This window comes from Enterobacter sp. BNK-16, assembly GCF_048684955.1.
Taxonomy (GTDB): domain Bacteria; phylum Pseudomonadota; class Gammaproteobacteria; order Enterobacterales; family Enterobacteriaceae; genus Enterobacter; species Enterobacter bugandensis.
The window spans coordinates 714,795-736,159 of sequence record NZ_JBLQTQ010000001.1; the positions used below are offsets into that span (position 1 = coordinate 714,795).

Genomic DNA, 21,365 nt, shown 5'->3' on the forward strand with positions numbered 1-21,365 from the left:
GCTCCCGAAAAAAATGCCGCCCTATTCTACTCAGATTCCCGCGCTTCGCTCACTACTTTGGCAAAGATAGCGCTCAGCGCGGTCAAATCGCCCGTGGCACCGCTTCGGTTCGCCGCCACCCACTGCTCGGGATCAATATCCCGCCAGTCCAGCGCGTAATTCGCGTGGATGGCCAGCTGCTCAAAGAAGACGCGCTGAGCTATGCCATTACCGCGCATAAAGGGATGCAGCATATTGATTTCACAGTAGTAATGGCTCACTTTTTCAACAAACGCCGCTTTTTCAAGACCCACAAGATACTTATCACTTTCCAGCGCCGCCATCAGTTCGTTACCCATCGTCTCGATGTACTCAAAATGGCAGAAGGGAATGTCACCCTTAAAAATATCGTCGGTACGGAATTCGCCTGCCTGCTTCATCTCTCTGTGATACAGATGGCGATGAATGAGGCACAGATGCGGTAGCCCGGGCGCTGAAGGCCCAAGCTCCAGCGTCTCAATGCCGGGCTCTGAAGGACCATTACCTTTTTCAAGGAGACAACTGGCCTGAAAATTGACGTTACGCTGTTGCTCCCAGAGACGGGATTTTTGCTTATCGGTGAGTTTTTTCAATTAACGCCTCCCTGAATAGTCCGTTTGCCACAAGTATAAGCAGCAAAACGCGCTTTCGCAGGGAGGGCTGAAAGACACGGGCAGGATATGCCCGTGTGGGAGAACGATTACGGCAGCACTTTCGCGGAGAGAATCACCACTGGTTTAGACGGCACATTCTGGTATGGACCGACATCGTGGGTCTGAACCTGAGAGATTTTGTCCGCCACGTCCATCCCTTTCACAATTTTACCGAAGACCGCATAGCCGAAGTCGCGCTGGCCGTGGTCGAGGAAAGCGTTATCCGCCACGTTGAGGAAGAACTGGCTTGTGGCGCTGTCTTTATCCGCCGTGCGCGCCATGGAGATGGTGCCGCGCTTGTTCAGCAGGCCGTTGTCCGCTTCGTTTTTGATGGGTGGGTTAGGCTGTTTCTGCTGCATCTGCTCGTTGAAGCCGCCGCCCTGAATCATGAAGCCAGGGATCACGCGGTGGAAGGTGGTGTTGTTATAGAAACCACTGTTCACATAGTCGAGGAAGTTTTTTACAGAAACCGGAGCTTTCTGGCTATTCAGTTCCAGCTCAATGTTCCCGGCAGAGGTGGTCAGCAGAACGTGAGGGTCCCCTTTGGCTGCCAGCGCAGCAGGGGAAACGGCAGAAAGAGCAAACACAGCTGCGACAGCCGCCAGTGTTGATTTGAGCATGAGAATTCCTTAACAAAGCGCAGTATAAAAAGCGAATGGCTTGATTCTAAAGAGCAGTATGAACCGAGACCAGCCTTTTACCTAATTTTACGAAATTGAAACAATTATTACTGCGCAAACGATTGGTTATACCGCCATTTAGTGTGACTTGGATCACACTAAAACCTGCAATGGCATATTCATTTCCCTTAAAAGATAGGAATAGATCACTTTAGCGACTAAAATCTGCCCGCTCTCAGCGCCCTTCCGGCGCTTTTCTTTTTCTGAACAGGCCAGACATGACTAACAGCAATCGCATCAAGCTCACATGGATAAGCTTCTTCTCCTACGCCCTGACCGGCGCGTTGGTGATCGTCACCGGGATGGTGATGGGAAATATCGCAGACTACTTCCAGCTGCCCGTTTCCAGCATGAGTAACACCTTCACCTTCCTCAACGCGGGGATCCTGATCTCAATTTTCCTGAATGCCTGGCTGATGGAAATCGTCCCGCTGAAAACCCAGCTGCGCTTCGGCTTCGTACTGATGGTTGCCGCCGTGGCGGGCCTGATGTTGAGCCACAGCATCGCCCTGTTCTCCGCCGCCATGTTCGTGCTGGGCCTGGTCAGCGGGATCACGATGTCGATCGGTACGTTCCTTATTACGCACATGTATGAAGGCCGCCAGCGCGGCGCGCGCCTGCTGTTTACCGACTCCTTCTTCAGCATGGCCGGGATGATTTTCCCGATGGTCGCCGCGTATCTGCTCGCGCGCAGCATTGAATGGTACTGGGTATACGCCTGTATCGGTCTGGTCTATGTCGCGATCTTCATTCTGACCTTCGGCTGTGACTTCCCGGTGCTGGGCAAAAAAGCGCAGACCACCTCAGAGCCGGTGGCGAAGGAAAAATGGGGTATCGGCGTGCTGTTCCTCTCCATTGCCGCCCTGTGCTACATCCTCGGTCAGTTGGGCTTTATCTCGTGGGTACCTGAATACGCCAAAGGTCTGGGCATGAGCCTGAACGACGCGGGCAAACTGGTGAGCGATTTCTGGATGTCTTACATGTTCGGCATGTGGGCCTTTAGCTTCATCCTGCGCTTCTTCGACCTGCAACGTATTCTGACCGTCCTGGCGGGTCTGGCGACCGTGCTGATGTATCTGTTCATCAACGGTGCCCCGGAGCATATGCCATGGTTCATCCTGACCCTGGGCTTCTTCTCCAGCGCGATTTACACCTCAATCATCACCCTGGGCTCCCTGCAGACCAAAGTGGCTTCGCCAAAGCTGGTGAACTTCGTGCTGACCTGCGGCACCATCGGCACCATGCTGACCTTCGTGGTCACGGGCCCGATTGTGGCGCACAGCGGCCCGCTGGCCGCGCTGCACACCGCTAACGGTCTGTATGCCGTGGTGTTTATCATGTGTTTCATTCTGGGCTTCGTGACCCGTCACCGTCAGCACAATACGGCAACGGCTACCCACTAATCGTCAAAACCCCTTTGCGTTCTGCAAAGGGGTTTTACTCTGCTTACCCGCTCTGACTGCCGATTCGTAAAAAACCCCGTCAAATTTGTGCGAAAAACAAGCAAGCACAAAAATCAAACAATATCCGTTACTTATAAAAAACCTGACAAATCATAGATATACCCACTAAGGAGTAGGTGAAGGCGTATTTGATTTGCATCAATAAGTGCCCCTGCTGAATCGTTAAGGTAGGCAGTAATAGAAAAGAAATCGAGGCAAAAATGAGCAAAGTCAGACTCGCTATCATCGGTAACGGCATGGTCGGCCACCGCTTTATTGAGGATCTTCTCGATAAAGCCGATGCTGACCAGTTCGATATTACCGTGTTCTGTGAAGAACCCCGCAAGGCGTACGACCGTGTGCACTTGTCTTCCTACTTCTCTCACCATACCGCCGAAGAGCTCTCTCTGGTGCGCGAAGGGTTCTACGAGAAGCATGGCGTAAAAGTGCTGGTGGGCGAACGCGCTATCACCATCAACCGTCAGGAGAAAGTGATCCACTCCAGCGCCGGGCGTACGGTTTTTTACGATAAGCTGATCATGGCGACTGGCTCGTATCCGTGGATCCCGCCGATTAAAGGGTCGGAAACCCAGGATTGCTTCGTTTACCGTACCATTGAAGACCTCAACGCCATTGAATCCTGCGCTCGTCGAAGCAAACGCGGTGCGGTTGTTGGCGGTGGCCTGCTGGGCCTGGAAGCGGCAGGCGCGCTGAAAAACCTCGGCGTTGAAACCCACGTTATCGAATTTGCCCCGATGCTGATGGCGGAACAGCTGGACCACATGGGCGGCGACCAGCTGCGTCGTAAAATCGAAAGCATGGGTGTGAAGGTTCACACCAGCAAGAACACCAAAGAGATCGTGCAGGAAGGCACAGAGGCGCGTAAAACCATGCGCTTTGCCGACGGCAGCGAGCTGGAAGTGGACTTCATCGTCTTCTCCACCGGTATTCGTCCGCGCGACAAGCTCGCCACGCAGTGCGGCCTGGCCGTAGCCCAGCGCGGCGGGATCATGATTAACGATACCTGCCAGACCTCCGATCCGGATATCTACGCCATCGGCGAGTGCGCCAGCTGGAATAACCGGGTATACGGTCTGGTGGCGCCAGGATACAAAATGGCGCAGGTCGCCGTGGACCATATCCTCAGCAGCGAAAACGCCTTCACCGGCGCAGACATGAGCGCCAAGCTGAAGCTGCTGGGCGTGGACGTAGGCGGTATCGGCGATGCGCATGGCCGCACCCCGAACTCCCGCAGCTACGTTTACCTCGACGAAAGCAAAGAGGTCTATAAACGCCTTATCGTCAGCCAGGACAACAAAACCCTGCTCGGTGCGGTGCTGGTGGGCGATACCAGCGACTTCGGTAACCTGCTCCAGCTGGTACTGAACGCCATTGAGCTGCCGGAAAACCCGGACGCGCTGATCCTGCCGGCGCACGCATCCAGCGGTAAACCATCTATCGGCGTAGATAAACTACCGGACAGCGCGCAGATTTGCTCCTGCTTCGACGTCACCAAAGGCATGCTGATCTCCGCCATCAACAAAGGCTGCCACACCGTTGCGGCGCTGAAGGCCGAAACCAAAGCCGGTACCGGCTGCGGCGGCTGTATTCCACTGGTGACTCAGGTGCTGAACGCTGAACTGGCGAAACAGGGCATCGAAGTGAACAACAACCTGTGCGAGCACTTCGCCTACTCTCGCCAGGAGCTGTACCATCTGATCCGCGTGGAAGGCATCAAGTCCTTCGACGAACTGCTGGAGAAACACGGCCAGGGTTACGGCTGTGAAGTGTGTAAACCGACCGTCGGCTCCCTGCTGGCGTCCTGCTGGAATGAGTACGTGCTCAAACCAGAACACACGCCGCTGCAGGACACCAACGATAACTTTCTGGCGAACATCCAGAAAGACGGTACTTACTCCGTCATTCCGCGTTCCGCCGGTGGCGAAATCACCCCGGAAGGGCTGGTCGCCGTGGGCCGTATCGCACGTGAGTTTAATCTGTACACCAAAATCACCGGTTCCCAGCGTATCGGCCTGTTTGGCGCGCAGAAGGATGACCTGCCGGAAATCTGGCGTCAGTTGATTGAAGCGGGCTTCGAAACCGGTCACGCGTATGCCAAAGCGCTGCGTATGGCGAAAACCTGCGTGGGCAGCACCTGGTGCCGCTACGGCGTGGGCGACAGCGTGGGATTCGGCGTCGAGCTGGAAAACCGCTACAAAGGCATCCGTACCCCGCACAAAATGAAGTTCGGCGTCTCCGGCTGTACCCGTGAATGTGCGGAAGCGCAGGGTAAAGACGTAGGGATCATCGCCACCGAGAAAGGCTGGAACCTGTACGTGTGCGGCAATGGCGGGATGAAACCACGCCACGCGGACCTGCTGGCGGCGGATCTCGATCGCGACACGCTGATCCAGTATCTCGACCGCTTCATGATGTTCTACATCCGTACCGCCGATAAGCTGACCCGTACCGCTTCCTGGCTCGATAACCTGGAAGGCGGTATCGACTACCTGAAGTCGGTCATCATTGATGACAAGCTGGGTCTGAACGAACAGCTGGAATCCGAGATGGCTCGCCTGCGCGAGGCGGTGATCTGCGAGTGGACCGAAACCGTCAACACCCCGGCGGCGCAGACGCGCTTCAAACACTTTATCAACAGCACCCAGCGCGACCCGAACGTGCAAGTGGTGCCGGAGCGCGAACAGCATCGTCCTGCAACCCCGTATGAACGCATTCCGGTGATGCTGGTGGAGGAAAACGCATGAGCCAGTGGGTAAACATCTGCAACATTAACGACATTCTGCCAGCAACCGGCGTCTGTGCTTTGCTGGGTAACGAGCAGGTAGCTATTTTCCGCCCTCGCCACGATGAACAGGTCTTTGCCATCAGCAATATCGATCCGTTCTTTGAGGCCAGCGTGCTCTCCCGCGGTCTGATTGCTGAACATCAAGGTGAGCTGTGGGTCGCCAGCCCGCTGAAAAAGCAGCGTTTCCGCTTAACCGACGGGCACTGCATGGAAGATGAAAGCTTCTCCGTGAAGCACTACGACGCCCGCGTGAAGGACGGCAAGGTGCAGCTCAAAGCGTAACCCTCCGCCTTTCCAATAGGAAAGGCTTATGACCCCTTATGGGTAACGGCAGGAAAAACCGTATGTTCTGTACGATTCCTGCTGTTATCCTGACGTCAATTCTTACCCCCTCCTTGAATGCTGTGAGGTAACGTCGTGGACCACCTGCCGATTTTCTGTCAATTACGCCATCGCGACTGCCTGCTTGTGGGCGGCGGCGATGTGGCTGAACGCAAAGCGCGCCTGTTGCTGGATGCTGGAGCCCGACTGACCGTCAATGCCCTCACCTTCGCTCCGCAGTTTGACGTCTGGGCTCAGGAAGGGATGCTCACGCTGGTGCAGGGGGAGTTTGATGAGTCCCTGCTGGATACCTGCTGGCTGACAATTGCCGCGACGGATGACGATGAAGTGAACCAGCGCGTCAGCGACGCCTGCGAAGCGCGCCGGATCTTCTGCAACGTGGTGGATGCGCCGAAAGAGGCCAGCTTTATCATGCCGTCGATTATTGACCGTTCACCGCTGATGATCGCGGTGTCTTCCGGCGGCCGCTCGCCCGTACTTGCCCGCCTGCTGCGGGAAAAACTGGAAGCTATTTTGCCGCAGCATCTCGGCCAGATAGCCCACTACGCCGGGCAGCTTCGCTCCCGCGTGAAGCAAACCTTCTCAACCGTGGGTGAGCGTCGTCGCTTCTGGGAGAAATTTTTCGTTAACGACAGGCTGGCGCAGTCGCTGGCGAATCAGGACGCGAAAGCGGTTGAAGAGACGACCGAGCAGCTGCTGAGCGAGCCGCTGGATCACCGTGGTGAAGTGGTGCTGGTCGGGGCTGGTCCGGGAGATGCGGGTTTACTGACCCTGAAAGGGCTCCAGCAGATCCAGCAGGCGGATATCGTGGTTTATGACCGCCTGGTCTCCGATGACATCATGAACCTGGTGCGCCGCGACGCCGACCGCGTCTTCGTCGGTAAACGGGCAGGCTACCACTGCGTGCCGCAGGAGGAGATTAACCAGATCCTGCTGCGTGAAGCGCAAAAGGGAAAACGCGTGGTGCGCCTTAAGGGCGGCGATCCGTTTATCTTTGGCCGCGGCGGCGAGGAGCTGGAAACCCTGTGCAATGCAGGCATTCCGTTCTCCGTGGTGCCGGGCATAACGGCGGCATCCGGCTGTTCAGCCTACTCAGGCATTCCGTTGACCCATCGCGACTACGCCCAGAGCGTGCGTCTGGTGACGGGCCACCTGAAAACCGGCAGCGAGCTGGACTGGCATAACCTGGCTGCTGAAAAGCAGACGCTGGTGTTCTACATGGGGCTGAACCAGGCCGCCACCATCCAGGCGAAACTGCTGGAACACGGCATGGAGGCTGATATGCCCGTTGCGCTGGTGGAAAACGGGACGTCAATCAAGCAGCGCGTGGTGAATGGCGCGCTGACGCAGCTCGGTGAGCTGGCGCAGCAGGTCGAAAGCCCGGCGCTGATTGTGGTGGGTCGCGTGGTTGAACTGCGCGATAAGCTGAACTGGTTCTCGAATCACTAACGCATATTCTCCCTCCTTCGAGTAGTCCTTAAGCGGACTACTCCCTTCATACCTCAGTCGATAACATACCGCTCGCATAGTGGAACTTTTCCATTTATTCCCTCGTGTTACATCCAATTTAAGATTTTTAGACAAGGAATGCGTATGTTCAAGCTGGCAAAAGCCGCCGTTCTGGTTGGCCTGTTATCGACTCTGACCGCCTGCACCGGTCACGTTCAAAATACTAAAAATAACTGCAGCTACGATTACCTGCTGCACCCGGCGATCTCCATTTCGAAGATCATCGGCGGTTGCGGCCCGGCGGCACAGCAGTAAGCGTTTTTCAGGCGTAAAAAAACCGGGGATTTCCCGGTTTTTTTATTGAGTCCGTATTTGTCGGGTGGCGGCTTAAGGTTTCGCCACAAACCCAATCGCCTCGTATACCGCTTTCAGGGTTTCGGACGCGCGCGCGCTGGCTTTTTCCGCACCGTCTTTCATCACCTTCTGCAGGAAGGCTTCGTCGTTACGGTAGCGGTTGTAGCGCTCCTGCAGCTCGGTCAGCATGCCGGAAACCGCCTCTGCCACTTCACCCTTCAGGTGGCCGTACATCTTGCCTTCGAAGTGTTTTTCCAGCTCGGGAATGCTCTGGCCGGTCACGCCGGAGAGAATGTCCAGCAGGTTGGAGACGCCCGCTTTGTTCTGCACGTCGTAGCGCACCACAGGCGGCTCGTCGGAGTCGGTGACCGCGCGCTTGAGCTTTTTCACCACAGATTTCGGATCTTCCAGCAGGCCGATAACGTTGTTGCGGTTATCGTCAGACTTGGACATCTTCTTGGTTGGCTCCAGCAGCGACATCACGCGCGCGCCGGATTTAGGAATAAACGGCTCTGGCACTTTGAATACGTCACCGTAAAGCGCGTTAAAGCGCTGGGCGATATCACGGCTCAGCTCCAGGTGCTGCTTCTGGTCTTCACCCACCGGCACCTGGTTGGTCTGGTACAGCAGGATGTCGGCCGCCATCAGCACCGGATAGTCGAACAGGCCAGCGTTGATGTTTTCAGAGTAGCGGGCAGACTTATCCTTGAACTGGGTCATGCGGCTCAGCTCGCCGAAATAGGTATAGCAGTTCAGCGCCCAGCCCAGCTGCGCATGCTCCGGCACGTGAGACTGAACGAAAATGGTGCTCTTTTCAGGATCGATACCGCAGGCCAGATAGAGGGCCAGGGTGTCCAGGGTGGCTTTGCGCAGCTTCTCAGGATCCTGACGCGCGGTGATAGCATGCAAATCTACGATGCAGTAAATGCAATGGTAGTCATCCTGCATGCTGACCCACTGACGCAACGCACCCATGTAGTTACCAATGGTCAATTCACCTGAAGGCTGTGCGCCACTAAAAACGATGGGCTTAGTCATTATTCAATTCCTGATGTTCACTGTGCGAAAGCCCGAGTGCGGGCAACAAATCTTTGAAGTGGTCGAACACAACATCCGGCTCACTCAGCGTAATGGCCTCACCGTAGTTGTAGCCATAGGTTAAACCGACGGAAGGACACCCAGCCGCTCGGGCAGCCAGAATATCATTACGCGAATCCCCGACAAAGAGCAGCTCCGCAGGCGTTAAGGATAATTTTCCTGCCACCAGCAATAGCGGCTCCGGATGCGGCTTTTTGTTCTGCACGTCATCCCCGCCTACAATCACGGAGAAATATTTCGCGATATTGAGCGCTTCCAGCAGCGGCGCAACAAACGGCGTCGGCTTGTTGGTCACCAGTCCCAGCGGGATGCCTTTCGCGTGCAGCACGCTCAGAGTTTCCTGGACGTCCGGGAACAGAAAGCTTCCCTCCTCGACGGCCTCTTCGTAGAAGCGATCGAACAGTTTGCGCAGAATACGCAGTTGCTCATCCTGCGGGATATCGGCGTGATCGACGCTTGGTTTCCCCTGCGCGGAACGTTGCGACGCGCGTTCCTGACGAGCCCACGTCAACGCGCGCTCCATCAGGACATCGGCACCGTTGCCAATCCACGTAATCACACGATCTTCGCCCGCAACGGGCAGTTCCAGTGCATACAGCGCCTGATCGACGGCGCTCGTTAAGCCCGGCGCGCTGTCCACCAGCGTGCCGTCGAGGTCGAATGCCACACCCCGAATTGCCTGCAATTTATCCATGACTTACCTTCGCCAGCTCGCGGCGCATTTCATCAATGACTTTTTTGTAATCCGGTTGGTCGAAAATTGCCGAACCTGCAACGAACATATCCGCGCCCGCTGCCGCAATTTCGCCAATATTATTCACTTTCACACCGCCGTCCACTTCCAGACGAATATCATAGCCAGACTCGTCAATGCGACGGCGCACTTCGCGCAGCTTATCCAGCGTGTGAGGGATGAACGACTGACCGCCAAAGCCCGGGTTGACGGACATCAGCAAAATCACGTCCAGCTTGTCCATCACGTAATCGAGATAGCTCAACGGTGTTGCCGGGTTAAACACCAGCCCCGCCTTACAGCCGTTCTCTTTGATCAGCTGCAGCGTGCGGTCAACGTGCTCGGAGGCTTCCGGATGGAAAGTGATAATGCTGGCGCCCGCTGCGGCAAAGTCAGGCACGATGCGGTCGACAGGCTTCACCATCAGGTGAACGTCGATCGGTGCGGTAATGCCGTAGTTACGCAGGGCCTTGAGCACCATCGGACCGATGGTCAGATTGGGAACGTAGTGGTTATCCATAACGTCGAAATGGACGACATCTGCGCCAGCTGCGAGAGCTTCCGCCGTGTCTTCACCCAGGCGGGCAAAATCGGCCGACAGAATTGAGGGGGCAATCAAAAACTGTTTCATCCGCATCTCCTTGAAATGTGTTTACCGGCGGGCAAAACGGCTCAGGGGCGATAAAGAGCCAGGAGTTCGTCCACCTTTTTACGTGTGCCGCCGTTGCTGCTAATGCTACGCCGCACCTTAACCTGAAAATGCTTCGCGGCTTTGTACCATTCGCGCGTATCAGGGGTATCGTGATTTGAAATTAACACCGGAATTCTTTTGCTGACCAGTTTTTCCGCCATCTCCGCCAGGCGGGCCTGTTCGGCCGGGCTGAAGCTATTGGTGTGGTAGGCGGTGAAGTTCGCCGTCGCAGACAGCGGCGCATAAGGCGGATCGCAGTAGACCACCGAGTTTACGCCTGCCAGTTCCATGCACTCTTCATAGGAGAGGCAGTGGAACTCTGCATTCTGCGCTTTCTTCGCAAAATGATACAGCTCGTCCTGCGGGAAGTACGGGCGCTTATAACGACCAAACGGCACGTTAAATTCGCCGCGCAAATTATACCGGCACAGGCCGTTGTAACCATGACGGTTGAGGTAAAGGAACAGCAGCGCGCGGCGGAACGGATCCTGGCTCTGATTAAATTCCGTGCGGAACTGATAGTAAACGTCAGGGCTGTTGTTCTCTGGCGTAAACAGCTTGCGCGCCTCTTCCACATACTCATCGGTACGCAGTTTGACGATGTTATAGAGGCTGATAAGGTCGCTGTTAATATCCGCCAGGATATAACGAGAAAAATCGGTGTTCAGGAACACCGATCCCGCACCCACGAAGGGCTCGATAAGACACTCGCCTTTTGGCAGGTGCTTTTTAATATCATCGAGCAGGGGGTATTTCCCCCCTGCCCATTTCAGAAAAGCGCGATTTTTTTTCATGCTGACTAACTGATTACACCTTCTCCGGCTGTGGAGAAAGCTCCGACAGCATCCTGCGCTTTAAACATTACTTCAGATCGGCCTGCACCTGATGAATCGGCTTCGCCCACGGGTTTTTCGCCTGAACGTCTGCTGGCAGTGTCGCCACGGCGCGCTTCGCTTCATCTTTGGAAGCATACACACCGCTCACCAGCACGTACCACGGCTGTCCGTTACGGGTCGTCTGATAAACCACGTAGTTTTTCAGATTCGATTTCTTCGCCCAGCCGTTGAGGTTGTCATAGTTAGACGAACTGCTCAACTGCAGCGTGTAGTTGCTGGACGGTGCAGATTTCAGCGAACCGACGTTGCCAGCTGATTTACCTGCTGCAGCACTGGAAGCCGTCGCCGTTGCGGCAGGCGCAGCGGTGGCAGCAGGTGCCGTTGTGGTTGCCGTCGCTTTCGGCGCAGTCTGCGTGACTGGCGCTTTGGCCGGCTCGCTCACGGCAGCCGTTTCAGAGCGTTTCGGCTGTGCCGGTGCGGCTTTCACTTCAGGCGCTTTTACCACGGCCTGAGGCTTGGTTTCACGCTTCGGCTCAATGACCGCCTGCTTACGTTCAGGACGCGTCGCAGTTTGCGTCTGGCGCGGTTTAGTTTCCGTTGCTGCCGTCTGCGGCTGCGCGGTAGCACCGTGGATCGGCGCGACGGTTGCAGGTTCAGTTGGCAGCGTAGAGTTAACCACAACGTTATCAACCTGCTGCTGGTTTTGCGGCTGCATCAGCGCATTGTTCAGGTCTCCCTGAACTTCAACACGCTGCTGGCCTTCGGGCGTGACAGGTGCCTGGCCCTGAGCAGGCGTTGATGAAACGGGCGGCAGAGAAACATCCTGCGGCGTCGTTGTGTTGCTGGCAGTCTGCTCAGCGGAAGTGGTGCCCGGCGCTGGCTGTGCACCATTCGCCTGATCCGTCGCATCATTACCGGAGAGGTTGATGCTCTTCTCTGCGGAGGCGGTTTGTTCGGTTGAGTTGGTGGACGGTGCTTTCAGCGCAGAGCCAATGCCAACAATCAGCAGCACAAGTACCAGAACGCCAAGTCCCATCATGATGTACTGACGGGAGGCCGGTTTCTGCGCAGCGGCTTTTTTACGTTTACGCGGGCGACGCTCTACAGGCTGTTCGTCCATTGAATCTTCTTCGGACTCATAATCCTCTTCTTCTCGCTCATCACGCGCGTTGCGGCTGCGCGAAGGGCGACGATCGTCTGCATCCAGATCAACATCGTCAAAGTTGATCTGCGGCTCGTTATCACGTTCTGAAGATTGACGAGAACGACCAGTACGACGATCGCTGGGATCGGGTTTCAGCTCGTCTTCTGGTTTGAATTCATCCATTTAACACCCCACTCAAAGGCTTATGCCTACGTCTTTGCATTTCGCCTGAAGCTAAACGACCACCGATAACAGTGGCCTGACCTTTCTAGTTGTTACGCCTGCTGGCAATCAGCAATGGCGCCAAGAACGACATCGTGCGACACTCCGCCGCGCACTTCACTCTTCCCTATTGCAAGCGGGAGTACAAGACGCATCTCACCTGCCAATACTTTTTTATCGCGCATCATGTGGGGTAAATACGCCTGCGCCGACATCTCCTGCGGCCCGGTTACCGGCAAACCTGCACGTTCAAGTAGCGCAATGATACGTGCCGTCTCTTCCGGTTTAAACTGCCCAAGACGTTCAGAGGTGCGGGCTGCCATGACCATGCCAGCCGCGACGGCTTCACCGTGCAGCCAGTTGCCGTAACCCATTTCGGCTTCAATGGCGTGGCCAAACGTATGCCCAAGATTCAGTAAAGCACGTAAGCCGGTTTCACGCTCGTCTGCCGCGACAACTTCTGCTTTCAGCTCACAACAACGACGAATGCAGTATGCCAGTTTCGCCTCATCCAGGCGCAGCAGCGCATCCATATTCTCTTCAAGCCAGTTAAAGAACTCGCCATCCAGAATAATGCCGTATTTGATCACTTCAGCCAGGCCAGAGGCCAGCTCGCGTTTCGGCAGGGTTTTCAGGCAGTCGAGATCCACCACCACCGACGCAGGCTGGTAGAACGCGCCAATCATGTTTTTGCCGAGGGGATGGTTGACTGCCGTTTTGCCACCGACAGAGGAGTCGACCTGAGACAGCAACGTGGTCGGGATTTGAATAAAACGGACGCCACGCTGATAGCTTGCGGCCGCAAAGCCGGTCAGATCGCCCACAACACCGCCGCCCAGGGCAAGCAGTGTTGTATCGCGACCGTGCGGTTTTTGCAGCAATGCGGTAAAGACGGTATCGAGTACCGTCAGGCTTTTATACTGCTCGCCATCGGGCAGAATCACACTGTCGACTTTTACGCCTGCCTGCTCAAGCAGGTGACGCACGCGGTCGAGATAAAGCGGAGCCAGCGTCTCATTGGTGACCAGCATCGCCTGATCACCCGCTTTTAGTGGTAAAAAGGAAGCTGGGTCGTTAAACAAACCAGCCGCGATGGTGATAGGGTAACTACGTTCCCCGAGAGTAACTGTAATCCTCTCCATGACGCGACATCCACCTTTAATGCTTTTACCCGCAGGCGAGTGTATATAAAGCCAGAATCAGTTGCTTTCCAGCATATGAATAATCTGGTTTGCAACCACTTTAGCGCTCTGATCGTCAGTACGAATGGTCACATCGGCAATCTCTTCATACAGCGGATTGCGTTCGTCGGCCAACGCTTCCAGAACTTCGCGTGGTGGCGTTTCAACCTGCAGCAGCGGGCGCTTTTTATCGCGCTGCGTACGTGCCAGCTGTTTCTCAATGGTCGTCTCAAGATAGACCACTACGCCACGGGCGGAGAGACGGTTGCGGGTTTCGCGAGATTTCACAGAGCCGCCGCCTGTTGCCAGTACGATGCCCTGTTTTTCCGTGAGTTCGTTGATCACTTTTTCTTCTCGGTCACGGAAACCTTCTTCGCCTTCTACATCGAAAACCCAGCCCACATCAGCTCCGGTTCGTTTCTCAATCTCTTGATCAGAATCGTAAAATTCCATATTGAGTTGTTGAGCTAACTGACGCCCAATAGTGCTTTTGCCGGCACCCATAGGCCCAACCAGAAAGATATTGCGTTTCTCTGCCATTTTATCGGTACTACTAAGACTATTCGTTAATGGTAATCCCCGCTTCGCAGACACCCGGCGTAGCAGGACATGAACTGAAACCTCATATGCAATAGAGCGAGAGTCAGACTAAAAATTATCTCAATACTCCGGCTTGTTTGGCAACTGATTAAATCACCGCGCCGGACGCATAAGGTAATAAGACGTAAGTCCAACTCAAATCGGTACTCCTTGTATGCTAATTCATGCCCCACGTCAAACATCTGCAACAAACTGAATGCAAAATCATTGCGGGGATCGTTACCCGTTAGTGAATACCGACCAGACGTGGCGTAATAAACACCACTAACTCACGCCGCTCATTATCTTTTCCATCATGGCGAAAAAGCTGTCCCAGCCAGGGGATGCTCCCAAGCCCGGGCACGCTGTCACTGCCGGTTTTGTTCTTTTGCGAGAAAATTCCCCCCAGCGCCAGCGTTTCTCCACTTTTTACCTCCACCTGGGTTTCTATCTCCTGCTTATCGATGGCAAGCGTTTCGCCATTGGCCTGCTGCAGCACCTGTCCCGGCATGTTTTCACTGATGTGTAGCTTCAGGCGCACGCGCCCACCGGGCAATACTACCGGCGTGACCTCCATTCCGAGTACCGCCTCTTTGAACTCCACCGAGGTCGCCCCGCTTTCACCGCTTGAAACCTGATACGGGATCTCACTCCCCTGCTTAATGCTGGCCGGTTGCATGTGCGAGGCCAGCAGCCGCGGGCTGGCAATGATATCGACCTGCTGTTTTTGCTCCAGCGCAGAGAGCTCCAGATCCAGCAGCCTGCCGTTAATTCGCCCGATGTTAAACCCCACATGCGTGGTAGCACTGGCTACAGAAAGATCGCTGCCAAGCGTCGTGAGCTGTCCAACCTTGCCCGCTTCAGTGGCCTCGGCAAGATTCCACTTCACCCCCAACTCTCGCAGGCTTTTTTCATTAATGGTGACAATGTGCGCCGCCAGTTCGACCTGCTCGACGGGAATATCCATCTGAGCCGCCCACTGCTGCAGCGCCTCCAGTACCACCTGGTTATCCCTGATGAGCAGACGGTTGGTGCGTTTGTCGAGAGATAAACTCCCCTTTGGGCTCAGGAGCTTTTCAGCCGCTTTTTGCAGTTCTCCGGCATCCGCATAAGAAAATGGGATGCTGTGCGAGACCAGCGGAGCATCAAGCTGTCGACGCGCTCGCTCCTGCTCTAAACGTTCCCGCTGTTCACGCTGCCAGGCCGCGGTATGGACATAATAAATACCGCCCTCCTCTCGTAAAACGAGTCCGGCGCTGGTGACTACCGTCTGTAACGCCTGCCGCCAGGGAACGCGCGTCAGGTTAAGCGAGAGCGTGCCGCCGACATCCGGCGATACCACCAGATTACGGTTCTCCTGCGCAACCAGCGCCTGTAGCACCTGAACCACCGGCACGTCATCCACCACCAGCGTGACCGGCTTTGGCGCGACTGCCCACAGCGGGCGGCTGAACGCCAGCAGCAACAGCACTATCCTTAACTTCATTTTTATCCTTTCCTTCTCGTTGCCACGCCCATTCTTCGGGATCGCATGTGTCACCCACATCAACAACCAGTTCCGTTTCATTGATGGCCGTTATCCGCCAGCCCGCCGGGAAACGATCGTGCTCTTTCAGACGATGCCAGCGCCGTTGCCCATCCAGCAAAATACCAACGCGCTGCTGCCCTCCCACCATTCCGCGGTAGTGCCACTGTGCCAGTTCGGCTGTGGCGCAGGGGTCGTCCGGCGGGCGAAACGGATCGCGCATGCCGGTCAACAGCAGCGCCGAGCAAACCAGCAGGTATCTCGCGCTATTTCGCATATTCCAGCTCCAGCCTCAGGCGTAACGCCGTACTTTGTGGCGCAAGCGTGAAAGCAGCGACCCGCACATCCCGCTGCGCCAGCCGGGAAAAAAGAGGCGGGATCGCCTGCCACTGCGCCTCCAGCGCCAGTTCACCGCCGTTTTGCAACGGCTTCCAGTGAAGGAGCCTTGTGCCCTCCCCCTGAAAATCGAGCGGTGAAAAGGACTTTATCTCCAGTGCCGTCCGGGTTTGCGGGCTAAACGGCACCTGACTGGCGGTGGGCCACAGCGACGCGTTAGTCCGCGCCGCCTGGCTCAACTGCTGCCGCTGATCCGCACACTGCCTCTCTGCTGGCCGGAGCAATACACCCCATGCTGTCAGGCCCATCAGGAGGATACCCAGCCCCCCGCAGACCAGCCGACACCAGGGACGACTTTCACACCAGCGTTCTAGCAAGGTCTCCATGCATTACCCCTCGCTTTTCAGGTGCAGAGTGAACATCCAGCGCCCCTGGCTATCCTGCCGGAGTTCCCCCTCAGAACCGGGCGTAAAGCCGTCTATGTGCTCCAGCCCATTCCGCAAGGCAGAGAGCGCCGGCAGGGTAGTGGCATATCCGATCAACATCAGAGCAGGAGGCTGATAACGCAGCTCTGTCAGCCATACCTGCGCAGGCATGGCCTCAGAAAGTGACTCCAGCACCGGTTGCCATGCGCGGCGTTGCGGCGTGCCCGCAGGGTTCTGCACCTCTGCGGTGGGTCGCTGGCGAGACACAAGACCACGCTGCACGGACTGCGTACCCGCCAGTTGAGCCTGCAGCGCGCGCAGCGTTACCAGATGATTCATCCTTACGCTAAAAACGGTCACCAGCATGAGCAGCAATGCGCCGACAAATACGCCGCCCCAGAAACGCAGGCATCGCGCGCGCCGCTGCTGACGCCAGGGCAGGAAGTTGGTCACGTTCATTCAGGCACCTCGCTCATGGCCAGCGCCAGCGCGACGGTATAGTCAGCCCCGCATTCGGGAAGAGGCGCATGCCAGCGCTGCAGCGTTTCCCATGGGGTTCGTTCGGCATCAAAGAACGCGATGTCATTCTGGTTGAGGGCCAGCAGCGCCGCCAGCTCAGTGGCGTTTTCTGCTTCAGTGGTATAACGACGCCCCCACTGATGGCGCATAGCCCACAGCCAGTGATGCGCATCTCGCCAGGCGACGCACAGCGTCGGCGCTACCGCAGGCAGCAGGTTCGTCAGCGCGCTGGCATCCGGGGTGATGGTCGCCAGCCGCAAACGTAGCGTTTTCGCCAGATCAAGAAGCGTTTCAACCTCTTTGTTTTGTGCAGCAGTCACGTGAAACGTATTGCTGAAGGTGTCCTGGGTGTAGTCGAAACAGAGGGACTCTGTCGACATCTCCAGTTCGCGCGAAAACGCCGCCCCCATCCACGAGAGCTGCTCGCTGTCGCGCAATGCAAGAGCCGGTCGGGGCAACGTTTTTTGCAGAGTCCGTGCAGCAGGAAAGGAGAGAAATACCCGGTGGTAGTGCGGGAGCGCTTTTCGCCAGTCGCGTAAGGCATCGGCCAGCGCTTCTGGCTGACAAATTTTGCCGTCACGAATGATGCCTTCGGCCAGAGAAATGGCCCACCAGCGGCGTAAGCACCAGCCGTCTCTCTCCCGGACCAGTGCCGTAATCAGGACCTTATCCTGTTGAATATGAACGCCCGTTTGCCATGTTTTGAAAGCCATGCTTCACGATCTCCTTATCGCCCGTCGCCTTGACGGCTATATCAATGAATCAGGCTTGCCTTTATACTACCGCGCGATTGTTTAGAAACTGCCCAAGTGAAACCAAATGGGAAATCTCCGGTGAAGTTCGTAAAGTATTTATTCATCCTTGCAGTCTGTTGCATTCTGCTGGGAGCAGGCTCGATTTACGGTTTGTACAAATATATTGAGCCACAGCTACCTGATGTCGCCACGCTCCGCGATGTGCGTCTCCAGATCCCAATGCAGGTCTATAGCGCCGATGGCGAGCTGATGGCGCAGTATGGCGAGAAGCGTCGTATCCCGCTGACCTTAAACCAAATTCCTCCCGTGATGGTGAAAGCTTTTATCGCCACGGAGGACAGCCGTTTCTACGAGCACCACGGTGTCGATCCGGTCGGGATTTTCCGTGCCGCAAGCATTGCGTTGTTCTCCGGTCACGCCTCGCAGGGGGCGAGCACCATTACGCAACAGCTGGCGCGTAACTTCTTCCTCAGCCCTGAAAAGACGCTGACGCGTAAGATCAAAGAGGTGTTCCTGGCGATCCGTATTGAGCAACTGCTGAACAAGGACGAGATCCTTGAGCTGTACCTCAATAAAATCTATCTGGGCTATCGTGCCTATGGCGTGGGGGCAGCCGCGCAGGTGTACTTCGGTAAGCCTGTTGAACAGCTCACCCTAAGCGAAATGGCAACCATTGCCGGTCTGCCAAAAGCGCCGTCCACGTTTAACCCGCTTTATTCGCTCGATCGCGCTACCTCACGTCGTAATGTCGTCCTGTCACGTATGCTGAGCGAAGGCTATATCAGCCAGAGCGAGTACGACCAGGCGCGTAACGACGTCATTGACGCCAATTATCACGCCCCTGAGATCGCCTTCTCAGCCCCTTATCTGACCGAAATGGTGCGCCAGGAGATGGTGAGTCGTTATGGCGACAAGGCCTATGAAGATGGCTATCGCGTATACACCACCGTTACCCGTAAAGTGCAGCAGGCAGCTCAGGACGCGGTGCGCAATAACGTGATGGACTACGATATGCGTCACGGCTATCGCGGACCGTCGAACGTGCTCTGGAAAGTGGGCGAAAGCGCATGGGACAGCAAAAAAATCACCAGCACGCTGAAAGCGCTGCCAACCTATGGTCCGCTCCTTCCAGCCGTAGTGACGCAGGCCGATCCTCAGGAAGCCGTTGCGACGCTGGCGGACGGCACGTCCGTCTCCCTGCGCATGGACGGTATTCGCTGGGCGCGTCCATACCGTTCGGACACCTTGCAGGGGCCAACGCCGCGCAAGGTGACCGACGTGGTACAGGCCGGGCAGCAGATTTGGGTGCGCAAGTCAGGCGATGCCTGGTGGCTGGCGCAGGTACCGGATGTGAACTCGGCTCTGGTCTCCATCAACCCACAGAACGGGGCGGTAATGGCGCTGGTCGGCGGGTTCGATTTCAACCAGAGCAAATTTAACCGCGCCACGCAGGCGCTGCGTCAGGTGGGTTCCAACATCAAGCCGTTCCTCTACACGGCAGCGATGGATAAGGGACTGACCCTTGCCAGCATCCTAAACGACGTGCCGATCTCCCGCTGGGATGCCGGTGCCGGTTCCGACTGGCAGCCGAAGAACTCTCCTGCGGAGTATGCCGGTCCTATTCGTCTTCGCCAGGGTCTGGGGCAGTCGAAAAACGTGGTGATGGTGCGTGCCATGCGCGCGATGGGCGTCGACTATGCGGCAGAGTACCTGCAGCGCTTCGGCTTCCCGGCTCAGAACATCGTTCGCACCGAGTCGCTGGCGCTGGGCTCAGCCTCCTTTACGCCGCTTCAGGTCGCCCGCGGATACTCGGTGATGGCCAACGGCGGCTTCCTGGTTGACCCGTACTTCATCAGCAAAATCGAGAACGACCAGGGCGGCGTGCTGTTTGAAGCGAAGCCGAAAATTGCCTGCCCTGAGTGTGATATTCCGGTCATTTACGGCAATACGCCGAAATCCGAGGTGCTCGAAAACAAGGACATGGAAGACCCTGCCGTTTCTCAGGAGCAGCCAAATATCGTCTTGCCGCAGCCGCAGCTGGAGCAGGCTAACCAGTCGCTGGTGGCGCAAACCGGCGCGCAGGAGTATGCCCCGCACGTGATCAACACGCCGCTAGCGTTCCTGATCAAGAGCGCGCTGAACACCAACATCTTCGGTGAACCCGGCTGGCAGGGTACCGGCTGGCGAGCAGGGCGCGATCTGCAGCGCCATGATATCGGCGGTAAAACCGGGACAACTAACAGCTCGAAAGATGCGTGGTTCTCCGGCTATGGGCCGGGCGTGGTGACGTCAGTCTGGATCGGTTTCGACGATCATCGCCGTGATTTAGGCCGTACCACGGCATCCGGCGCGATTAAAGATCAGATTTCCGGCTACGAAGGCGGCGCCAAAAGCGCGCAGCCGGCGTGGGATGCCTACATGAAATCCGTTCTTGAAGGCGTGCCGGAGCAGCCGCTGACGCCGCCACCGGGCGTGGTGACGGTCAATATTGACCGCAGCACCGGCCAGCTCGCTAACGGCGGTAATAGCCGTGCCGAGTATTTCATCGAAGGTACGCAGCCAACCACACAGGCGGTGCATGAGGTGGGAACAGAGATTATTGATAACGGCGAGACGCACGAGCTGTTTTAAGCATAAAAATGCCCGGTAAAAACCGGGCAAAGAATTGCAGGCCGGGTAAGGCGAAGCCGCCACCCGGCTTTTTTATGGCCTACAGCCGCCCTTGCCCTTTCAGCCACTCGCGAACCAGGAACAGTGCGCTCACGTTGCGAGCCTCGTTAAAGTCAGGGTCTTCAAGCAGATCCATCAGATGCGCCAGCGGCCAGCGAACCTGCGGCAGCGGCTCTGGTTCATCTCCCTCCAGCGATTCAGGATAGAGATCTTCAGCCACCACAATGTTCATTTTGCTGGAAAAATAGGACGGCGCCATGCTCAGCTTTTTCAGGAACGACAGTTCGTTCGCGCCAAAACCCACCTCTTCTTTCAGCTCGCGGTTTGCTGCTTCAAAGACCGTTTCACCCGGATCGATGAGCCCTTTCGAGAACCCAAGCTCGTAAGATTCCGTCCCCACGGCGTATTCGCGGATCAAAATCAGATGATCGTCGACGATAGGGACAATCATCACCGCTTCGCGCGAAGAGGGGCGCATACGCTCATAAACACGACGCACACCGTTGCTGAACTCCAGATCCACACTTTCGACGTTAAACAGGCGCGATTTGGCGACAGTTTCAACGTGCAGAATGGTGGGTTTTTGTAGTGGTTTGCTCATCTTGATGGGGTCTTAGCAGTGTGAACTGGCGTTATTGTGCGATATGCCGCACGGTTTCGGCAATGTCAATTGTTCTTTATTTACATTTATGCAACGCAGCAGGGATCAATCCTCAATTCAAAACAAATGTCAAGAGGTTGAAATGTTTCCAGGAATTTGCTGATATCGCGCCATGACAGGCTTTGCTATCATCACCGGTCACTGGGATGCGCTTTAGAATGCTCAAGTTCGACTCCATACTTGCCGATAGCCAGCCACAGACTCTCATTCAATGTAAAGGTGCTACTGACTACACCTGTAAGATAA

At 56.2% G+C, this 21,365-nt stretch carries 21 protein-coding genes; 6 read left to right on the forward strand and 15 right to left on the reverse strand.

Going from position 1 to position 21,365, the window contains the following annotated elements:
- Positions 1 to 26: 26 nt before the first annotated feature.
- Both ACMGGH_RS03535 and ppiA read right to left on the reverse strand, forming a co-directional pair.
- Complete coding sequence (locus ACMGGH_RS03535; RefSeq protein ID WP_028014650.1) at positions 27 to 611, reverse strand: putative adenosine monophosphate-protein transferase Fic; 585 nt, start codon at positions 609 to 611, stop codon at positions 27 to 29.
- A gap of 107 nt (positions 612 to 718) precedes the next feature.
- Positions 719 to 1,291: a peptidylprolyl isomerase A gene (gene ppiA / locus ACMGGH_RS03540; protein WP_032644556.1), complete on the reverse strand. Its 573-nt coding sequence runs from the start codon at positions 1,289 to 1,291 to the stop codon at positions 719 to 721.
- 278 nt (positions 1,292 to 1,569) lie between these two features.
- Here ppiA and tsgA point away from each other — a divergent pair, with 278 nt between their 5' ends.
- From tsgA to ACMGGH_RS03565, 5 genes are all read left to right on the forward strand, one after another.
- Positions 1,570 to 2,754: an MFS transporter TsgA gene (gene tsgA, locus ACMGGH_RS03545; protein WP_045259345.1), complete on the forward strand. Its 1,185-nt coding sequence runs from the start codon at positions 1,570 to 1,572 to the stop codon at positions 2,752 to 2,754.
- A gap of 260 nt (positions 2,755 to 3,014) precedes the next feature.
- Positions 3,015 to 5,558, forward strand: a complete 2,544-nt coding sequence (nirB, locus tag ACMGGH_RS03550) for a nitrite reductase large subunit NirB (protein WP_232949162.1) — start codon at positions 3,015 to 3,017, stop codon at positions 5,556 to 5,558.
- Positions 5,555 to 5,881 (forward strand): nitrite reductase small subunit NirD, encoded by a 327-nt coding sequence (nirD, locus tag ACMGGH_RS03555; protein WP_045259347.1) that lies wholly within the window; start codon positions 5,555 to 5,557, stop codon positions 5,879 to 5,881. Before nirB ends, nirD begins: the two co-directional genes overlap by 4 nt.
- 135 nt (positions 5,882 to 6,016) lie before the next feature.
- Positions 6,017 to 7,390 (forward strand): siroheme synthase CysG, encoded by a 1,374-nt coding sequence (gene cysG, locus ACMGGH_RS03560; RefSeq protein ID WP_028014655.1) that lies wholly within the window; start codon positions 6,017 to 6,019, stop codon positions 7,388 to 7,390.
- Between the two features lie 144 nt (positions 7,391 to 7,534).
- Positions 7,535 to 7,705, forward strand: a complete 171-nt coding sequence (locus tag ACMGGH_RS03565; RefSeq protein WP_008503029.1) for a YhfL family protein — start codon at positions 7,535 to 7,537, stop codon at positions 7,703 to 7,705.
- Between the two features lie 72 nt (positions 7,706 to 7,777).
- Here the strand turns inward: ACMGGH_RS03565 and trpS are convergent, their stop codons facing one another.
- The 12 genes from trpS to ACMGGH_RS03625 form a co-directional block, all read right to left on the reverse strand.
- Positions 7,778 to 8,782 carry a tryptophan--tRNA ligase gene (gene trpS, locus ACMGGH_RS03570; RefSeq protein WP_028014657.1) on the reverse strand — a complete coding sequence of 335 codons (1,005 nt, stop codon included), beginning with the start codon at positions 8,780 to 8,782 and terminating at the stop codon, positions 7,778 to 7,780.
- A complete protein-coding gene (gene gph / locus ACMGGH_RS03575) occupies positions 8,775 to 9,536 on the reverse strand; it encodes a phosphoglycolate phosphatase (RefSeq protein ID WP_048959300.1) in 762 nt (253 codons plus the stop codon). The genes trpS and gph overlap by 8 nt, the downstream gene beginning before the upstream one ends.
- Positions 9,529 to 10,206, reverse strand: coding sequence for a ribulose-phosphate 3-epimerase (rpe, locus tag ACMGGH_RS03580; protein ID WP_023333698.1), 678 nt, complete (start codon positions 10,204 to 10,206; stop codon positions 9,529 to 9,531). Before rpe ends, gph begins: the two co-directional genes overlap by 8 nt.
- A gap of 41 nt (positions 10,207 to 10,247) precedes the next feature.
- Positions 10,248 to 11,060 carry an adenine-specific DNA-methyltransferase gene (dam, locus tag ACMGGH_RS03585; RefSeq protein WP_028014659.1) on the reverse strand — a complete coding sequence of 271 codons (813 nt, stop codon included), beginning with the start codon at positions 11,058 to 11,060 and terminating at the stop codon, positions 10,248 to 10,250.
- Positions 11,061 to 11,127: 67 nt separating this feature from the next.
- The gene (damX, locus tag ACMGGH_RS03590) at positions 11,128 to 12,429 is read right to left on the reverse strand and encodes a cell division protein DamX (protein ID WP_047367190.1); all 1,302 of its coding nucleotides are present in this window, start codon (positions 12,427 to 12,429) and stop codon (positions 11,128 to 11,130) included.
- A 92-nt stretch (positions 12,430 to 12,521) separates the two neighbouring features.
- Positions 12,522 to 13,610, reverse strand: a complete 1,089-nt coding sequence (gene aroB, locus ACMGGH_RS03595) for a 3-dehydroquinate synthase (RefSeq protein WP_041911921.1) — start codon at positions 13,608 to 13,610, stop codon at positions 12,522 to 12,524.
- Between the two features lie 57 nt (positions 13,611 to 13,667).
- On the reverse strand, positions 13,668 to 14,189 hold the full coding sequence (gene aroK, locus ACMGGH_RS03600; RefSeq protein WP_003861630.1) for a shikimate kinase AroK: 522 nt from the start codon (positions 14,187 to 14,189) through the stop codon (positions 13,668 to 13,670).
- Between the two features lie 286 nt (positions 14,190 to 14,475).
- A complete protein-coding gene (gene hofQ, locus ACMGGH_RS03605; RefSeq protein ID WP_232949163.1) occupies positions 14,476 to 15,714 on the reverse strand; it encodes a DNA uptake porin HofQ in 1,239 nt (412 codons plus the stop codon).
- Positions 15,626 to 16,030 carry a HofP DNA utilization family protein gene (locus tag ACMGGH_RS03610; RefSeq protein ID WP_045259352.1) on the reverse strand — a complete coding sequence of 135 codons (405 nt, stop codon included), beginning with the start codon at positions 16,028 to 16,030 and terminating at the stop codon, positions 15,626 to 15,628. The genes hofQ and ACMGGH_RS03610 overlap by 89 nt, the downstream gene beginning before the upstream one ends.
- Complete coding sequence (locus ACMGGH_RS03615) at positions 16,020 to 16,475, reverse strand: hypothetical protein (RefSeq protein WP_063944158.1); 456 nt, start codon at positions 16,473 to 16,475, stop codon at positions 16,020 to 16,022. The genes ACMGGH_RS03610 and ACMGGH_RS03615 overlap by 11 nt, the downstream gene beginning before the upstream one ends.
- Before the next feature lie 3 nt (positions 16,476 to 16,478).
- The gene (locus tag ACMGGH_RS03620; RefSeq protein WP_136344095.1) at positions 16,479 to 16,973 is read right to left on the reverse strand and encodes a PilN domain-containing protein; all 495 of its coding nucleotides are present in this window, start codon (positions 16,971 to 16,973) and stop codon (positions 16,479 to 16,481) included.
- Complete coding sequence (locus ACMGGH_RS03625) at positions 16,970 to 17,746, reverse strand: DNA utilization protein HofM (protein WP_232949164.1); 777 nt, start codon at positions 17,744 to 17,746, stop codon at positions 16,970 to 16,972. The genes ACMGGH_RS03620 and ACMGGH_RS03625 overlap by 4 nt, the downstream gene beginning before the upstream one ends.
- 120 nt (positions 17,747 to 17,866) lie before the next feature.
- Here ACMGGH_RS03625 and mrcA point away from each other — a divergent pair, with 120 nt between their 5' ends.
- Positions 17,867 to 20,419, forward strand: a complete 2,553-nt coding sequence (gene mrcA, locus ACMGGH_RS03630; protein ID WP_028014665.1) for a peptidoglycan glycosyltransferase/peptidoglycan DD-transpeptidase MrcA — start codon at positions 17,867 to 17,869, stop codon at positions 20,417 to 20,419.
- Between the two features lie 79 nt (positions 20,420 to 20,498).
- Here the strand turns inward: mrcA and nudE are convergent, their stop codons facing one another.
- Complete coding sequence (gene nudE / locus ACMGGH_RS03635) at positions 20,499 to 21,059, reverse strand: ADP compounds hydrolase NudE (RefSeq protein ID WP_028014666.1); 561 nt, start codon at positions 21,057 to 21,059, stop codon at positions 20,499 to 20,501.
- Positions 21,060 to 21,365 lie beyond the last annotated feature (306 nt).

What these genes read in the sequence shown, in the direction of transcription:
- ppiA (WP_032644556.1), bottom strand. Translation starts at nt 1,291, where the DNA reads ATGCTCAAATCAACACTGGCGGCTGTCGCAGCTGTGTTTGCTCTTTCT.
- tsgA (WP_045259345.1), top strand. Translation starts at nt 1,570, where the DNA reads ATGACTAACAGCAATCGCATCAAGCTCACATGGATAAGCTTCTTCTCC.
- nirB (WP_232949162.1), top strand. Translation starts at nt 3,015, where the DNA reads ATGAGCAAAGTCAGACTCGCTATCATCGGTAACGGCATGGTCGGCCAC.
- nirD (WP_045259347.1), top strand. Translation starts at nt 5,555, where the DNA reads ATGAGCCAGTGGGTAAACATCTGCAACATTAACGACATTCTGCCAGCA.
- ACMGGH_RS03565 (WP_008503029.1), top strand. Translation starts at nt 7,535, where the DNA reads ATGTTCAAGCTGGCAAAAGCCGCCGTTCTGGTTGGCCTGTTATCGACT.
- trpS (WP_028014657.1), bottom strand. Translation starts at nt 8,782, where the DNA reads ATGACTAAGCCCATCGTTTTTAGTGGCGCACAGCCTTCAGGTGAATTG.
- gph (WP_048959300.1), bottom strand. Translation starts at nt 9,536, where the DNA reads ATGGATAAATTGCAGGCAATTCGGGGTGTGGCATTCGACCTCGACGGC.
- rpe (WP_023333698.1), bottom strand. Translation starts at nt 10,206, where the DNA reads ATGAAACAGTTTTTGATTGCCCCCTCAATTCTGTCGGCCGATTTTGCC.
- dam (WP_028014659.1), bottom strand. Translation starts at nt 11,060, where the DNA reads ATGAAAAAAAATCGCGCTTTTCTGAAATGGGCAGGGGGGAAATACCCC.
- damX (WP_047367190.1), bottom strand. Translation starts at nt 12,429, where the DNA reads ATGGATGAATTCAAACCAGAAGACGAGCTGAAACCCGATCCCAGCGAT.
- aroB (WP_041911921.1), bottom strand. Translation starts at nt 13,610, where the DNA reads ATGGAGAGGATTACAGTTACTCTCGGGGAACGTAGTTACCCTATCACC.
- aroK (WP_003861630.1), bottom strand. Translation starts at nt 14,189, where the DNA reads ATGGCAGAGAAACGCAATATCTTTCTGGTTGGGCCTATGGGTGCCGGC.
- hofQ (WP_232949163.1), bottom strand. Translation starts at nt 15,714, where the DNA reads ATGAAGTTAAGGATAGTGCTGTTGCTGCTGGCGTTCAGCCGCCCGCTG.
- ACMGGH_RS03610 (WP_045259352.1), bottom strand. Translation starts at nt 16,030, where the DNA reads ATGCGAAATAGCGCGAGATACCTGCTGGTTTGCTCGGCGCTGCTGTTG.
- ACMGGH_RS03615 (WP_063944158.1), bottom strand. Translation starts at nt 16,475, where the DNA reads ATGGAGACCTTGCTAGAACGCTGGTGTGAAAGTCGTCCCTGGTGTCGG.
- ACMGGH_RS03620 (WP_136344095.1), bottom strand. Translation starts at nt 16,973, where the DNA reads ATGAACGTGACCAACTTCCTGCCCTGGCGTCAGCAGCGGCGCGCGCGA.
- ACMGGH_RS03625 (WP_232949164.1), bottom strand. Translation starts at nt 17,746, where the DNA reads ATGGCTTTCAAAACATGGCAAACGGGCGTTCATATTCAACAGGATAAG.
- nudE (WP_028014666.1), bottom strand. Translation starts at nt 21,059, where the DNA reads ATGAGCAAACCACTACAAAAACCCACCATTCTGCACGTTGAAACTGTC.